Here is a 14,483-nt window from a genome sequence, read left to right on the forward strand (position 1 = left end):
AGCCGCCATGGCGGCTTCCCCGTCCCGGGGACGGAGCGACGAGAGGTCAGCCGTCCTCGCTCCCGTCCCCGGGGCAGTCCGCGTCCAGCAGTGGGTCGATACCCGCCCGGAGGAACCGCAGCAAGGTGTCGTCCGGCGTGGCGGCCAGCGCGGGTGAGCGGATGGCCAGGCGCAGCAGGGTGATGCCCATCAGCCACGCCGCCAGCAACTCGGCCCGCAACTCGGCGTCCTCGCCCTCCAGACGCCGCGCGAACCCTTGCGAGAACACCTCGGTGACTTCCTCGCGGAGCCGCCCGACGGTCTCCTCCCGGCTGGAGGAGCGCAGCTTGGTCAGCAGCGGATGCGGGGCCTCTTCCTCGGTGGGCCCCATGGAGACCACATCGCAGATCCACGCCGACACCTCCTCCAGCGGCAGATGGCGCAGCGGCTCGAACAGGCCGGTGCTGGTCGACACGGCGTCGAACAGCGCCTCCTTTGAGCCGAAATAGCGGTAGACCAGGGCGGCGTCCACCCCCGCGTCCTTGGCGATGTCGCGCACGCTGCAGCCGTCGTAGCCGTACCTGGCGAACCGCAGCGCCGCGGCCCCCAGCAGGGCGCTGCGCGTGCCCGCCGCGTCGTATCTGCGGGCACGGCGGGGGTGGTCGTCGCACCCCCGTGAGTCGCTTGCCCGGTTCACTTGTCGTACCTCCGCCTGGACCGTGCCGTACATGCTGCCGGTTCAGCCTCGCATGTCCAGAAGTCATCCACTGTTGTCATCGCTTGTTGACCAAGTTGTGGGTCGGCGCGTTATGTTTTGTCAACGCGTGGTGACTTTGGTCGCCGCACAGCGCGGTCCAGGCCGGACGACGGTGTCCGGCCTGCTCGTATCCCGACCGGGCGGCCCCGCGCCGCCCTCACCACGCGCCCGCATCTGACCCCCAGCAGAAGTGGTGATCCCCTGTGCAGATACGACGCGTCGCGGTGGTGGGCACCGGCTATGTCGGACTGACCACCGGCGCCTGTCTGGCCACCCTCGGCCATCGAGTGGTGTGCGCGGACACCGACCACCAGAAGGTCGAACGGCTCCGGCGCGGACAGGTCGACATCCTCGAGCCCCGGCTGCCCGAACTCGTCCGGGAGGGACTGGACTCCGGGCGCCTCGCGTTCATCCGCGACACCCGGGCCGCCGTCGCCGGCGCCGACGTGGTGTTCCTGTGCCTGCCGACCCCGATGGGCGTCGGCGGCGCCGCCGACCTGGCCGCCGTCGAGGCCGTGGCGGACCAGATCCGCGACGCGCTGCCGCGCGGCAGCGTGGTGGTCAACAAGTCCACCGTGCCGGTGGGCACCGCCGAGCGCGTCGCCGCGCTGCTGGACCGCCCCGACGTGGCCGTGGTGTCCAACCCCGAGTTCCTCCGCGAGGGTTACGCGGTGCGCGACTTCCTCCACCCCGACCGCATCGTGGTCGGCGCCGCGGACCGGGACGCGGCGCGGCGGGTGGCGGACCTGTACGCCGGGCTGGACGCCCCGCTGGTGCTCACCGACGCCGCGGGTGCCGAACTCGCCAAGTACGCGGCCAACTTCTTCCTGGCCATGAAGCTCTCCTTCGCCAACAACCTCGCCACGCTCTGCGAACACTTCGGCGCCGAGGTGGACGATGTGCTCACGGGCATCGGCCACGACCCCCGCATCGGCTCGGCGTTCCTCAAGCCGGGCCCCGGCTGGGGCGGCTCCTGCCTGCCCAAGGACACCCACGCCCTGCTGACGATCTGCCAGGAGTCGGGCGTGGACTTCCCGCTGCTGGGCGCCACCATCGAGACCAACGTCGAACACCAGCGGCGGCTCGTCGAGCGCGTGGTGGCCGGATGCACCACGGGCGACGGCTCGCTGCGCGGCGTACGGCTGGGCGTGCTCGGCCTGGCCTTCAAGGCGGGCACCTCCGATCTGCGCGACTCACCGGCCCTGGCCATCGCCCGGCTGCTCAAGGAACGGGGCGCCGAACTCCACGCCTACGACCCCGCGCTCAGCGAGACCCGCCCCGATCTCAGCGATCTGCTCACCCTCGCGGACACCCCCGAGGAGGCCCTCCGGGGAGCGCGCGCCTGTCTCGTCCTGACCGAGTGGCCGGAGTTCCGAGCCCTCGACTGGGAGCGCGTCGCCGGACTGCTCGCGGCCCCGGTCGTCTACGACTTCCGCAACCTCCTGGACCCCGACCGGCTGCGCCGCGCCGGACTCAGCTGCGAGGGCATCGGCCGCACGCCCGCGATGGCGCGCTGACGGCCCCGCCCCTGTCTCGCCATACCTCTCGCCGTATTTCTCGCCGTATCTCTCCCGTACGAGACCCTTCCCACAGAAAGGCCCCTGCGTTGCGGGTTATGTTCACCACGCTCGCCAGCCCCTCCCACGGCCGGGCGCAGCTTCCCCTGGCCCGGTCCCTCGCGGCGGCCGGCCATGAGGTGCTGGTGGTCACCACTCCGGCCCTCGTCCCCGTCTTCGAACGGGAGGACGTCCGGGTGACGAGCGCCATCAGCGACTTCAGCCCGTCCTCCTTCCTCGGCTCCGTCCTGGCCGAGGAGACCGGACAGGCCGGTCTGCACAACATGGACGAAGCCGAGCGGCACGCGGTCATGCTGCGCGTCATGTGCAAGGTCGTATCCGGCCCGATGGCCACGATGCTCCTGGACACCGTGCTCCCCGTGGCACAGGACTTCCGCCCCGACCTCATCCTGCGCGACGGCATGGACCTCAGCGCCTGTGTCATCGCCGAAACCCTCGGCATACCCCAGCTGCCCACCCCCTCCGGGGCCGTCAACAGCTTCGACCCCGCCGAATTGCTGCCGGGCCTCAACGCCCTGCGGAAGCGGCAGGGACTGGCCACCCCCGAGGACCCGCTGTCGATCGTGCCGCACGGGCGCATCGACTACGTACCACCGGCCTTCTCCTTCGCCCGTCATCAGCCCGCCACCTGGGCCTACCGGCAGACAGTGGACGTGGACCGCGGTGCCGTGCTGCCGGGCTGGGTCGCGGAACTGCCCACCGACCGGCCCCTGGTGTTCGCCGCCATCGGCACCGCGATCCCCATGTTCCACGACAGCTCACGCGAGGCGGAGGGCTCCGCGCCGGCGCCCATGCCGATGCCGATGCCGGACCCGGTGGACACGCTGCACGCCATGGTCCAGGGGGTGTCGCGGCTGGAGGAGTGCACCGTCATCCTCGCCACCGGGGGCATCCCCGTGGACACCGACGGGGTGCCGCCGCATGTGCACATCACCGAGCGGCTGCCCCAGCCACTGCTGCTGGAATCCGTGGACCTGTTCCTCACCCACGGCGGCTTCAACAGCATCCGCGAATCGCTGCGCACGGCGACACCGATGGCGGTGCTGCCCCAGTTCGGCGACCAGCCCGGCAACGCGCAGCGGGTCGAGGAACTCGGCCTCGGCCGGCGTATCACCGACGCCACACCGGACGGCATCACCGCCGCCTGCCGTGCGGTGCTGGCCGACGACGGCTGCCGCGCCCGGGTCCGCCGGGCGCGGCTGGAGATGCTGGCGCTGCCGGAGATCGACAGCGCCGTCCCCGACCTGGAGAAGCTCGCCGGATAACATCCCGCTCCGGAGCCCGGGCCCCCGGCGCCCGGGCTCCGGGCCCGCTCCTCCCGCGGGTTTCCAGCCCCCGCTACGTCCCCCACGCGCGGCAGAGAAGGTTCGCAGGTACGTATGTCGTCATCGTCCACCAGCACCGAGCCCACCGAGCCCCAGACCCCCGCCCGGCTGACCCACCGCCAGGTCGTCACCGTGCTGTCCGGGCTGATGCTCGGCATGTTCCTCGCCGCGCTCGACCAGACCGTGGTCTCCTCGGCGCTGCGCACCATCGCCGACGATCTGCACGGACTCACCGCCCAGGCGTGGGTGACCACCGCCTATCTCGTCACCGGCACCATCGTCACCCCGCTGTATGGGAAGCTCTCCGACATCTACGGCCGCCGCCCGGTCTATCTGGCCGCGATCGTGCTGTTCACCTTCGGGTCGCTGCTGTGCGGATTCGCCACGTCCATCCATCAGCTCGCGGCCTTCCGCGCGGTGCAGGGCCTCGGCGGCGGCGGGCTGATGTCCCTCGCCATGACGATCATCGCCGACATCACCTCGCCACGGGAGCGCGGCCGCTACCAGGGCTACATCACGGCGGTGTTCGCCGGGTCCAGTGTCATCGGCCCCCTGGTGGGCGGGGTGTTCGCCGGGCGCGCCACGCTGCTCGGGATCGACGGATGGCGCTGGATCTTCCTGGTCAACGTGCCGCTGGCGGCCCTCGCCATCGTGGTGATCCTGCGCGTGCTGCACGTACCCCACCAGCCCGTACGGCACCGGCTGGACTACGGCGGGGCGCTGACGCTCGCGGTCGGGATCGTGCCGCTGCTCGTCGTGGCCGAACAGGGGCGGAGCTGGGGCTGGGCCTCGCCCAGGGCGCTGGTGATGTACGCGGTGGGAGTGGTCGGGTTGGTCGCCTTCGTCCTGCTGGAGCGGCGGATGGGGGATGCCGCGCTGCTGCCGGTCAGGCTGTTCCGCATCCGCGCGTTCCGGCTGGGCACCGTGCTGCACTTCACCGTGGGCATCACCATGTTCGGCGCCATGACGACCCTTCCGCTGTATCTGCAGCTGGCCAAGGGCATGAGCCCGATGGGGGCGGGCCTGGCCACGCTGCCCACCATGGCGGCGAATGTGACGGTGACCCTGGTGGTGGGCCGGCTGATGTCCCGGACGGGCCGGTTCAAGGTCCAGCTGGCGGCGGGCGTCGGCTCCCTCACCGTCGCCATGCTGGTGTTCGCCACGCTGCGGGACGACAGCCCGCTGTGGTACGTGGCCATCGGCATGGTGTTCATGGGGGCGGGCCTGGGCGCGGCGATGCAGACGATCACCACGCTGGCCCAGTCCGAGATACCCGGGCGGGACATGGGGGCGGCCACCGCGTCGGTGAACTTCTTCCGGTCCAACGGCGGCACGGTGGGCGCCGCCACCTTCCTGTCCATCCTCTTCTCCCTGGCCGGTACGCGGATCAGCGACCGGCTGGCGGCGGCCTCCCAGGACGCGTCGTTCCGCAGGCTGGCCGAGGAACCGGCGAACGCGGCGGCGCTGAAGGGTGTCGTACGGCCCGACGGCGGGGTGAACCTGGAGGACTCGGCCTTCCTCCACCACCTCGATCCGGCCGTGGCGCAGCCGTTCCTGGAGGGCTATGTCAGCGCCCTGCGGGTGGTCTTCCTCACCGGGGCCGCGGTGGGCCTGATCGCCTTCGTGATCGCCGCCTGGCGGGTGCCGAACACCCAGCTCTCCGCCGACTGACGCGGTCGGCGGGAGCGGGCGGGACACCGGGGCGACGGCGCGAGGACCACCGCACGGCCCGTGTGCGGCCGGGGACTACCAGGGCGCCGGAGTGCCGTCCCAGGAGAAGAACCCGCCGGTGGGCCCGGTGTCCGGGAGAAGGGCGAGCCGGACCGCGCCCGCCGCGCCCTCGGCCGGATCCCCGTCGCTCCCGGCGGCGCGGGCGTTCAGATCGGTCCTGCGCAGCCCGGGTGCCAGTGCGTTGACCTTGAAGCCCTCGGAGGCCAGGGCCTGTGCGGTGTAGAGGGTCAGGGCGTTCAGGGCCGTCTTGGAGGAGCGGTAGGCCGCGCCCGACCCGGCGGACACGGCGAACTGGTGCTCCGGGTCCGCGCTCCAGGTCAGCGAGCCGGTGCCGCTGGAGACATTGACGATCCGGGGCGCGTCCGAACGGCGCAGGGCCGGGAGGAAGGCGTTGGTGACGGCGAGGACACCGAAGACGTTGGTCTCATAGGTCCGGCGGAAGTCCTCGAGATCGGCCGCGGGCGCCGTGGAGCCCCCCACCATGATCCCCGCGTTGTTGACCAGGACGTCCAGCCGTTCCAGCCGGGCCGCGGCCGTGGCGACGCTGTCCGCGTCGGTCACGTCGAGCACCATCAGCCGGGCGTCGCCGCCGATCTCCCGGGCGGCCCGCTGCCCCCGCTCGGCGTCGCGCGAGCCCACGTACACGGTGAGCCCCTCGGCGGCGAGCTGGCGTGCGATTTCCTTGCCGATGCCCTTATTGGCACCGGTGACCAGTGCTGTGCGATTGTTCATGGCACCAAGGGTTCCCCGGCCACGTCCACCCTGCCAGGGACAACCTGTCCCAGGCAGTACCCGTCAGCCGAAGGAGGCAGCATGGCGAGGCACGAGCTGGCCCGCTTCCTGCGGGACCGCCGCGAGGGGCTGCGTCCCCAGGACATCGGCCTGCCCGCCGACCCCCACCGCCGTACGCCGGGGCTGCGGCGGGAGGAGGTGGCGGAGCTGGCCCATATGTCGGTCGACTACTACACCCGCCTGGAACAGGCCCGTGGGCCCCGGCCCTCGGCGCGCATCCTGGACGGGCTGGCCGGGGCGCTGCGGCTCGCGCCCGCCGAGCGCAGCCATCTGTTCCGGCTCGCGGGGACGAGCGCGCCCCCGGGCGCGCGGGCGGTGCGGCGGGTCCGCCCGCAGGTGGCCCAGATGCTGCGGCGGCTGCCGGACACCGCGGCGATCGTCACCGACGCCGCCTACGACGTGGTCGCCTGGAACCCGCTGGCGCAGGCCCTGCTCGGCGACGACCTCGGCGGGGGCCGCAATCTCGCCCGCCGCCGTTTCCTCGGCCGGGGCCACGCGTACGAGAGCTCCAGCGCGGAGGAGTTCGGGTACATCGTGGTCGCCCGGCTGCGCCGGGCCGCCGACCGCTACCCCCGGGACCCGGCGCTCACCGATCTGCTGGGCGAACTGCGCGCCGGCAGCGAGGAGTTCCGGCAGATCTGGGAGGAGCGGCCGGTCCACGCCCCCGGACACCGGACCAAGACCGTCGATCACCCCACGGCCGGGCCACTCCGGCTGAACTGCGATGTCCTGCTCGTCCCCGAGGACGACCAGGAGGTGGTCCTGATCACGGCCGACCCCGGATCCCCCTCCGCCCGTACGATCCGCGGGCTCGCGGGCGCGGCGGCACCGTGATGGCGTGGCCCTTCGCGCCGTCCGTGCCGTCAGTTCCGTGAATTGCCGAACAACAGGCGGTACACGACGAGGAGAACGAAGGCGCCACCGATCGCCGCGCCCCAGGTGGCGGGGTCGAAGAACTCCTTCTGGACCGGGCGGTCGAAGAACTTCGCGGAGATCCAGCCGCCCACGAACGCTCCCGCGACGCCGATGACCGTGGTGCCGACCAGCCCACCCGGGTCACGCCCGGGGAGGAGGACCTTGGCGATGACTCCGGCCAGCAGGCCGAGGATGATCCAGCTCACGATACCCACGTTGTTCGTCCCCTTCGTCGTGCTGTTGTGCTGTCGTGCCGTGTGCCGGGGCGAGTGAGCCCGGTCGATGCGAGCGGCTTGATCTTCCGCATGCCCGGGGAGCGGTGTGCCATGCCTGGCCCCGATGTGAGGGCTCTGAGGGGATCCGGTCAGCCGTAGGACAGATTGGAGCAGGGGTCGTCATCGGCGGAGCGGGCGTCGTCGGCCACCTGGGAGGACGGCGTGGACGACGCGGAGGGCGTGGAGGGGTCGGGGGAGGGCGCGGTGAGGTACGTGCGTCCCAGGGTGAGGCTGATGCCCGGGGTCGTGGCGGGGCGCAGTCCGGCGCCGGGGAAGAGCCGGGCCACCGACTGCGCCCGGTCCCGCTCGCCGGGGCCGTAGCCGACCACGGTGGTGGCGTGGTCCTGGGTGTCGGCGTTCGTGGCGCCGGTCACGGTGAAGTCATGCGTCCTGAGCGTGTCCGCGGCGCGTGCGGCCAGGCCCGGGGTGGTGGTGCCGTTGTAGACGGTGACGCTGATGCCCGCGCCCGACACGGTGGACGTGGCACTTGGCGTGGCGGGGTCCCGGGGCTCGTCCTTCTTCCCGCCGGCCGCCTTCCCGTCGATGGTGCGGTCGGCCCTGATGTCCGTCCAGAGCCTGTCGGCGTCGGGCTGGACGATGGCGACCCGTTCGCCCTGGTAGCGCCAGGGGATGGTGACGAACTTGGTGTTGTGCAGATCGATGTCCTTCATCGACATGGCGAAGGACATCAGCTTCTTCGCGGAGCCGAGCCCCGGGTCCACGGTCATGGACTTGGTGGCCGCGTCCGCCAGCGGATACAGCGTGGTCGGGTCGATTCCCCGGCTCTTCACCTTCTTGAGCAGAGCGGAGATGAACGCCTGCTGCCGCCGTATGCGCCCGATGTCGGAGCCGTCGCCGATCCCGTGGCGGATGCGCACGTAGTCCAGCGCCTTCTGCCCGGAGACCGTCTGGACCCCCTTGCTGAAGATGCGCTTGCCGCGAGTGGACCGGCTGGGGCTCAGATCGCGTTCGTAGACGTCCTGGGGCACGCACACCTGGACCCCGCCGACCGCCGAGGTCATCCGGGAGAAGCCCTCGAAGTCGATGACCACGGTGTGGTCCATGCGCAGCCCGGTCAGCTTCTCGACGGTGTTCTGGGTGCAGGCCGGGTTGCCCTGGGCGGTCTCGCCCACGGAGAAGGCCGAGTTGAACATGGCGTTCCGCTGCGTCCTCGTCCATTTGCCGTCCGGCAGCCGGCACGGCGGGATGTCGACCAGGGTGTCGCGGGGTATCGACACCCCGACCGCGTGCTTGCCATCGGCGTAGACGTGCAGCAGCAGGGCGGTGTCCGAACGGCCCACGTCTCCGGTGCCGCCGCCCAGCTTGCTGTTGTCGCCCGACCGCGTGTCCGAGCCGATGACCAGCACGTTCTGACCGGCGGCGTTCCCCTCCGGCCGGTTGTCGGAGAGGCCGTCCGACCCGAAGGTGGTGATGTTCCCGTTCAGCTTGAAGTAGAGCCAGCCCACTCCGCCGCCGAGCAGCACGAGGAACGACACCACGATCACCAGAGCGATCCGCAGCGGGCGGCGCCCCTTGCGCTGCCGCCCCGCGTCCGTCCGTTCCGTGGTGGCGCTCCCCGTTGTCTCCCCGTCTCTGCCTGTCATGCGCGTCCTTCGTCCGGCGGCTGTTCGGAAGAGAAGACGATCGATGCTGGCCTCAGGTTCTATCGATGCGCAAGGGTATGTTTCATGACGTGTGGTACGACACGTCCCCGCGGTGCCGGAGGGACGGGGCGCTCAGCGGGCCAGGGAGACGGCGAACGGCCGGAATCCATGGCGGCGCAGCACATGGGGAACCAGCAGCACGAGGGCTTCGGTGGCACGGGCGGTGGTGATGTCACCGAGGTCCTCGATCCACTCGGGCTTCCAGCCGAGGTCGGCGAGGAGGCCCGCGGTGATGGCCTTGGCGTCCGCGTCGTCGCCGGAGAGATAGACGGTGGGCGGGGTGGACAGCTCGGCGGGGGCGGTCATGACCGGGAAGAGCATGGTGTTGAGGGTCTTGACCACCCGGGTCGCGGGCAGGGCCCGCTGGAGCCGCTCGGCCAGGCTGCTGCCGGGATAGCACAGGTCCGAGGGGAGCCCGTCGGGCGTGTGCAGGGTGGCGTTGGAGATGTCGATGAGGATCTTGCCCGCCAGTTCGGTGTGCAGGGCGGAGAGGCGTTCCAGGGCGGTGTCGCCCGGTGTGGCGTTGATGACGATGTCGGTGGTGGCCGCGGTGGTGCGCTGGTCGGCGTGGCGCATCTCCGGTACGGCGCCGGTCTCGTCGGCCGCCGGGGTCTCCTGGGGCGGCTGCCGGTGGCCGAGGGTGATCTGGTGGCCGGCGGTGGCGAGTGTGCGGGCGAGGCCGCTGCCGACGCGTCCGGTGCCGAGGATGCCGATGCTGGTCATGCGGATGAACTCCTTGCGAGGGGGGTGGGTGGTCAGACGATGGGCGACAGCGGGTGGTCAGACGATGGGCGACAGGACGGAGACGGCCTCGGCGTGGATGCCGGGGGCGGTGGCCAGGAAGTCACGGCTGGCCAGGTCCCAGGGATTGCCCCGGGTGTCGGTGACGGTGCCACCGGCCTCGGCGACCAGCAGCGCGCCGGCCACCAGACCCGAGCGCACATCGGAGAACTGCCAGAACGCGTCCATGCGTCCGGCGGCCACATGGATCAGCTGGAGGGTGGCGGGCACGGAGACCCGGACGACGAGGCCGTGGATCAGCATCCGGGTGACCGACGTGCCGATCCGGTGGAAGGTGTGCTCGTCCTCGCCCGGCCGGGCCTGGCCCGTGCCGACCAGGGCCGCGCCCAGGTCCGTCTTGGCCGACACCCGCAGGGGCGCGCCGTTCAGCTGGGCTCCTTGACCGGCCACCGCGGTGTACCAGTCGCCGGTCAGCGGAAGGTGGACGACGGTGAGCACCGGGTGGTTGTCGCGGACGAGGGTGGCGGTCACGGCCCAGTCGGACATGCCGTGCACATGGTTGATGTTGCCCTCGGCCGGGTCGACGATCCACCACTCGCCCGGCGGCAGCGCGCCGCCCTCCAACTCGTCCTCGGCCCAGCGCGCGCCCGGCCTGGCGGCCATCAGCGGCCCCTTCAGGACGTCGAGCACCGCGTCGTCGTTGGCGTGGATCTCCGTGACGATCTCGTCGAACTCCACCCCGCGGGCGTGTGGGGTGTGGCGCTCCCGCAGCAGGTCGCCGGCGGTGCGTACGGCCTCGGTGACCCGGGTGAGCAAGGTGGCGTCGAGACCGGTCTCGGAGCTGGTGGTGCCGGTGGAAGTGGACATGAGTGCTCCCGTGAGGGTGAGAGAGGGGGAGGCTTGGCGCGCGCTTCGCCGTCTGTGTCTCGACCGTAGGCACCCTCATCCATGACGGCAATTGCACATATGGCACTGCTGGGTTTACCCGTGTGCAACGGAAGGCGGTGGGCCGACAAGCGACGCCCGGGCCGAAGCGTTCGCTTCGGCCCGGGCGGTTCGCCAGGTGGCGGCGTGGTCAGCCGATGGCGGGGACGGGTTCGCGGGGCGATCCCGCCGGCTCCTCGGGAACGAGGCCGCCGGTGGCCGTGTCATCGGGGTTGAAGGGCAGGTCGCCACGGAGCACCGCCCGGGTCCGGGCCTCGTCCAGCTGCCCCTCCCAGCGGGCCACGGCCAACGTGGCGACACCATTGCCCACCAGGCTGGTCAGGGCCCGCGCCTCGGACATGAACCGGTCGATGCCGAAGATCAGCGCGAGAGCCGCCACCGGAACATGGGGGACGGCGCTGAGCGTGGCGGCCAGGGCGACGAAGCCCGAACCGGTCACCCCCGCCGCGCCCTTGGAGGTGAGCAGCATGACGGCGAGCATGGTCAGCTGCTGGGAGAGGCTGAGGTCCACCCCCACGGCCTGGGCGAGGAACACCGACCCCATGGTGAGGTAGATGGCGGTTCCGTCGAGGTTGAAGGAGTACCCGGCGGGCAGCGTGATGCCCACGACCGGCTTCGAAGCGCCCGCGTGCTCCAGCTTGGCCATCATGCGCGGCAGCACCGGTTCGGTGGACGAGGTGCCGAGCACGATCAGCAGCTCCTCCTTGATGTAGCGGAGGAACGGCAGCAGGCGCAGGCCGCCCAGGCGCATCACCGAGCCGAGGACCACCAGGACGAAGAAGAGGGCGGTCAGCCAGAACGAGCCGACCAGCAGCGCCAGATGGCGCAGGGTGCCCAGGCCGTAGTTGCCGATGGTGAAGGCCATCGAGCCGAAGGCGCCGATCGGAGCCAGCCGCATGATCCAGCGGATGAGCCGGAACAGCACCGTGGAGAGCTTCTCGACGCCCGCGGCGATGCTCGCCCCGGCCTCGCCACTGGCCTGCAGGCCAAAGCCGAACAGGACCGCCACGAGCAGCACCGGCAGGATCTCCTCGCCGGTCAGCGCGGAGACGAGGGTGTGCGGGATGGTGCTGAGGACGAAGTCCGCGAAGCTCTCATGGGCCTGGGTCGCCTCGGCCGGGAGGCTGTCGGTGTCGAGGGTGGAGACATCGACGTGCAGTCCGCTGCCGGGCCGTACGACGTTGACCACGACCAGGCCGATGACCAGGGCGATGGTGGTCAGGATCTCGAAGTAGACCAGGGCCTTGAGGCTCACCCGGCCGACCGTTCTGCGGTCGCTCATGGCGGCGATGCCGTGGACGACCGTACAGAAGATGATCGGCGCGATCATCATCCGCACCAGCGCGACGAAACCGTCTCCCAGCGGTTTCAGCTCCGCCCCGAAGGAGGGCCACAGCGAACCGACGACGACCCCGGCGAGGACCGCGAGCAGGCACTGGACATAGAGGCGGGACAGCAGCAGGCGGATGCGGCCGGGCCGGTCGGGGGCGGCGACGGTGCCCGGCGCTGCGGCGTTGCGGCTCATACGGGGCGTCCTTCCGGGACGGGAACGAGAAGTTCGGCTCGGGCGATGCGCCGGGCGGCGCGGTGCAGGAACACCGTGGGGGACGCGCCGTCCGGTGCGGGGACGGCTCGGGCGGTGATGACGCCCGCGGGGGTGCCCAGCCGCAGCGTGCCGTCGGCGGTCTGCCGCGTGACGCGGTGGGCGAGGGTGCCGGGGGTCGCGGCGGCCGTCGCCAGGGCGACGGCGGAGGTGAGGCCGATCGCCGGATGCGGGGCGTGCATGGAGACCATGCGCACGGCCACGTCGTACTGGTCCTGAGTGACCCGCGGGCCGTGAGTGGTGCGATATGTTACGGGCCCGCCGACGACACCGACCTTGGGCACCGCATGGCTGACCGGGGCGTCCTCGCGGACCAGCCCCATCGCGAGCGCCGCCGTGCGGCGCAGCACGGTGAGCGCGGGCACCACGGCGGCGAACGCGGCCGGGGACTCGGAGCCGTCGAGGCCGAACGCCTTGGCGTCGAAGAGCGCGGCGGGCGCGCCCGCGTCCACGAGCGAGGCTTCGACGGGGCCGTCCGGCCCGGTCAGAGTGTCCAGGGGGCGGCCGGTGGGCAGGGCGCGGCCGGTGGTGGAACCCGCCGGGTCCTGGAACCCCAGCAGCACCGGCACCCCGAGCGCGTCGGTGCCGGGCACCACGGCGGTGCCCTCGTCGGGCGCGGTCAGGCCGGGGGTGGGGATGGTGCCGGTGAGGCGGGCCCCGGTGTTCACATTGAGCATGCGGACGGTGGTGGTGTCCGAGGTGATCGGCACCAGACCGCGGTGGACGGCGTACAGCGCGACCGCGGTGGCGCAGTTGCCGCAGTTGCTGGTCCACTCCACCCGCTCATCGCCGATGCCCACCTGCGCGAAGGCGTAGGAGACATCGACGCCCGCCACGTCCGACGTCTGGACGATCGCGGCCTTGGAGGTGGTGGAGGAGGCGCCGCCCACGCCATCGATCTGACGGGGGTCGGCCGCGTTGAAGGCGGCGAGCAGCAGGGTGTCGGCATCCACTCCGGTGGCCACCACATCGTGGTGGTCGAAGATCCAGCACTTGCTGGTACCCCCGCGGATCATCTCGCCCTGCAGACGCAACACAACGGACTCCCCACGGCCGTGGAATCGACACTCCGCCGACGGCTCCTCCGCGGGCGGTGGCATCTACGGTGTGTTACGGCAGCGTGAAGTACAATCTCGGAAATCTGCAGGGGTATTAAGCAGAACTGAACGCTGGAGGTGATGCCGTGCTGGACGTCCGGCGCATTCTGCTCTTCGCCGAGGTGGCCCGGCGCGGCTCCATGACGGCCACCGCCCGCGCCCTGAACTACACGCCATCAGCGGTGTCACAGCAGATCAGCCGACTGGAGACGGAGGCCGGCCAGCCGCTGCTGGACCGCCACGCACGGGGTGTCACCCTCACCGACGCCGGGCGCGCCCTCGCCGACCGGGGGGAGCGGATCGCCCGTGAGCTGAAGGCCGCGGAGAGTGAGCTCGCCGACTTCGCGGGACTCCGCGCGGGCACTCTGCGCATCGGCACCTTCCCCACCGTCGGCGCCTCGCTGCTGCCGCCCGCCGTCATCGCCTTCCGCGACACCCACCCGGACGTACGGCTCACCGTGCGCAGCGCCCGTATCGCGGGCCTGTGGTCGATGCTGGAGAGCCGGGAGATCGAGATGTCGCTGATGTGGGACTACGACTGGTGCCGGATCGACCGCGAGGACGTGGACATCACCCCGCTCCTCGACGATCCGCCCGCCCTCCTGGTCGGTGACCGCCACCCGCTGGCCACCCGTACCGACGCCACGCTCGCCGATCTCGCCGACGATCCGTGGATCACCCGTGCCGACCGCCATCCGGTGGCCGAGGCCCTGGTGCGCAGTTGCCGGGCGGTGGGCTTCGAACCGCAGATCGCCTATGAGGCACACGACTACCAGGAGGCGCAAGGCCTGGTGGCCGCCGGTCTGGGCGTGGCGCTGGCCCCGACCCTGGCCCTGGAGGGCATTCGCCCGGGCGTCAGTGTGCTGCCCCTGCGGCCGCCCGCACCGGTGCGCCGGATCCTGCTCGTGCGCATGGCCGACCACGCCCTCACCCCCGCCGCCGGGGCGTTCCTCGGTTCGCTGCGCGAGAGCGCCGCGGCCCGGCGGACCGACGCGATGGACATGGGCGGGCGAGCGGCGGTGCCGGATCCCCGATCCGGCTCATGACGGGCTCAGCTCATGACGGGCTCAGCTCATGGCGGC

At 71.6% G+C, this 14,483-nt stretch carries 13 protein-coding genes; 5 read left to right on the plus strand and 8 right to left on the minus strand.

Annotated features, from left to right (window positions below; all coding sequences use genetic code 11):
* Nucleotides 1-46: 46 nt before the first annotated feature.
* Entirely contained in the window at nucleotides 47-676 is a 630-nt protein-coding gene (locus tag JK364_RS31990; RefSeq protein WP_307841438.1) for a TetR/AcrR family transcriptional regulator, read from the minus strand.
* A gap of 263 nt (nucleotides 677-939) precedes the next feature.
* Between JK364_RS31990 and JK364_RS31995 the strand changes: the two genes are divergently transcribed.
* The 3 genes from JK364_RS31995 to JK364_RS32005 all read left to right on the plus strand — a co-directional run bounded on the left by JK364_RS31995 (nucleotide 940) and on the right by JK364_RS32005 (nucleotide 5,309).
* Complete coding sequence (locus JK364_RS31995) at nucleotides 940-2,253, plus strand: UDP-glucose dehydrogenase family protein (RefSeq protein WP_201854835.1); 1,314 nt, start codon at nucleotides 940-942, stop codon at nucleotides 2,251-2,253.
* A gap of 98 nt (nucleotides 2,254-2,351) precedes the next feature.
* Nucleotides 2,352-3,578 carry a glycosyltransferase gene (locus JK364_RS32000; protein WP_201854836.1) on the plus strand — a complete coding sequence of 409 codons (1,227 nt, stop codon included), beginning with the start codon at nucleotides 2,352-2,354 and terminating at the stop codon, nucleotides 3,576-3,578.
* Between the two features lie 114 nt (nucleotides 3,579-3,692).
* Nucleotides 3,693-5,309: an MDR family MFS transporter gene (locus JK364_RS32005; RefSeq protein WP_201854837.1), complete on the plus strand. Its 1,617-nt coding sequence runs from the start codon at nucleotides 3,693-3,695 to the stop codon at nucleotides 5,307-5,309.
* A 75-nt stretch (nucleotides 5,310-5,384) separates the two neighbouring features.
* Here the strand turns inward: JK364_RS32005 and JK364_RS32010 are convergent, their stop codons facing one another.
* Nucleotides 5,385-6,101, minus strand: a complete 717-nt coding sequence (locus tag JK364_RS32010; RefSeq protein WP_201854838.1) for an SDR family oxidoreductase — start codon at nucleotides 6,099-6,101, stop codon at nucleotides 5,385-5,387.
* Nucleotides 6,102-6,182: 81 nt separating this feature from the next.
* Here JK364_RS32010 and JK364_RS32015 point away from each other — a divergent pair, with 81 nt between their 5' ends.
* Complete coding sequence (locus JK364_RS32015) at nucleotides 6,183-6,995, plus strand: helix-turn-helix transcriptional regulator (protein WP_201854839.1); 813 nt, start codon at nucleotides 6,183-6,185, stop codon at nucleotides 6,993-6,995.
* Between the two features lie 29 nt (nucleotides 6,996-7,024).
* Here the strand turns inward: JK364_RS32015 and JK364_RS32020 are convergent, their stop codons facing one another.
* From JK364_RS32020 to JK364_RS32045, 6 genes are all read right to left on the minus strand, one after another.
* Nucleotides 7,025-7,291, minus strand: coding sequence for a GlsB/YeaQ/YmgE family stress response membrane protein (locus tag JK364_RS32020; RefSeq protein ID WP_201854840.1), 267 nt, complete (start codon nucleotides 7,289-7,291; stop codon nucleotides 7,025-7,027).
* 149 nt (nucleotides 7,292-7,440) lie between these two features.
* Nucleotides 7,441-8,955: an LCP family protein gene (locus JK364_RS32025; protein ID WP_201854841.1), complete on the minus strand. Its 1,515-nt coding sequence runs from the start codon at nucleotides 8,953-8,955 to the stop codon at nucleotides 7,441-7,443.
* Nucleotides 8,956-9,087: 132 nt separating this feature from the next.
* Complete coding sequence (locus JK364_RS32030; protein ID WP_201854842.1) at nucleotides 9,088-9,738, minus strand: NADPH-dependent F420 reductase; 651 nt, start codon at nucleotides 9,736-9,738, stop codon at nucleotides 9,088-9,090.
* Nucleotides 9,739-9,795: 57 nt separating this feature from the next.
* A complete protein-coding gene (locus JK364_RS32035; RefSeq protein WP_201854843.1) occupies nucleotides 9,796-10,623 on the minus strand; it encodes an inositol monophosphatase family protein in 828 nt (275 codons plus the stop codon).
* Between the two features lie 208 nt (nucleotides 10,624-10,831).
* Nucleotides 10,832-12,226, minus strand: coding sequence for a C4-dicarboxylate transporter DctA (gene dctA, locus JK364_RS32040; RefSeq protein WP_201854844.1), 1,395 nt, complete (start codon nucleotides 12,224-12,226; stop codon nucleotides 10,832-10,834).
* Nucleotides 12,223-13,341, minus strand: a complete 1,119-nt coding sequence (locus JK364_RS32045) for a PrpF domain-containing protein (RefSeq protein ID WP_201854845.1) — start codon at nucleotides 13,339-13,341, stop codon at nucleotides 12,223-12,225. The genes dctA and JK364_RS32045 overlap by 4 nt, the downstream gene beginning before the upstream one ends.
* Nucleotides 13,342-13,487: 146 nt before the next feature.
* On the opposite strand from JK364_RS32045, the gene JK364_RS32050 reads away from it, so the two are divergent.
* The gene (locus JK364_RS32050; protein WP_201854846.1) at nucleotides 13,488-14,447 is read left to right on the plus strand and encodes a LysR family transcriptional regulator; all 960 of its coding nucleotides are present in this window, start codon (nucleotides 13,488-13,490) and stop codon (nucleotides 14,445-14,447) included.
* The last annotated feature ends 36 nt before the right edge of the window (nucleotides 14,448-14,483 follow it).

The organism is Streptomyces endocoffeicus (assembly GCF_016741935.1).
GTDB lineage: Bacteria > Actinomycetota > Actinomycetes > Streptomycetales > Streptomycetaceae > Streptomyces > Streptomyces endocoffeicus.

Bases quoted from the DNA above. Each gene is read 5' to 3' on its own strand.
- JK364_RS32000 (WP_201854836.1), top strand. From the start codon at position 2,352: ATGTTCACCACGCTCGCCAGCCCCTCCCACGGCCGGGCGCAGCTTCCC.
- JK364_RS32005 (WP_201854837.1), top strand. From the start codon at position 3,693: ATGTCGTCATCGTCCACCAGCACCGAGCCCACCGAGCCCCAGACCCCC.
- JK364_RS32010 (WP_201854838.1), bottom strand. From the start codon at position 6,101: ATGAACAATCGCACAGCACTGGTCACCGGTGCCAATAAGGGCATCGGC.
- JK364_RS32015 (WP_201854839.1), top strand. From the start codon at position 6,183: ATGGCGAGGCACGAGCTGGCCCGCTTCCTGCGGGACCGCCGCGAGGGG.
- JK364_RS32025 (WP_201854841.1), bottom strand. From the start codon at position 8,955: ATGACAGGCAGAGACGGGGAGACAACGGGGAGCGCCACCACGGAACGG.
- JK364_RS32030 (WP_201854842.1), bottom strand. From the start codon at position 9,738: ATGACCAGCATCGGCATCCTCGGCACCGGACGCGTCGGCAGCGGCCTC.
- JK364_RS32035 (WP_201854843.1), bottom strand. From the start codon at position 10,623: ATGTCCACTTCCACCGGCACCACCAGCTCCGAGACCGGTCTCGACGCC.
- dctA (WP_201854844.1), bottom strand. From the start codon at position 12,226: ATGAGCCGCAACGCCGCAGCGCCGGGCACCGTCGCCGCCCCCGACCGG.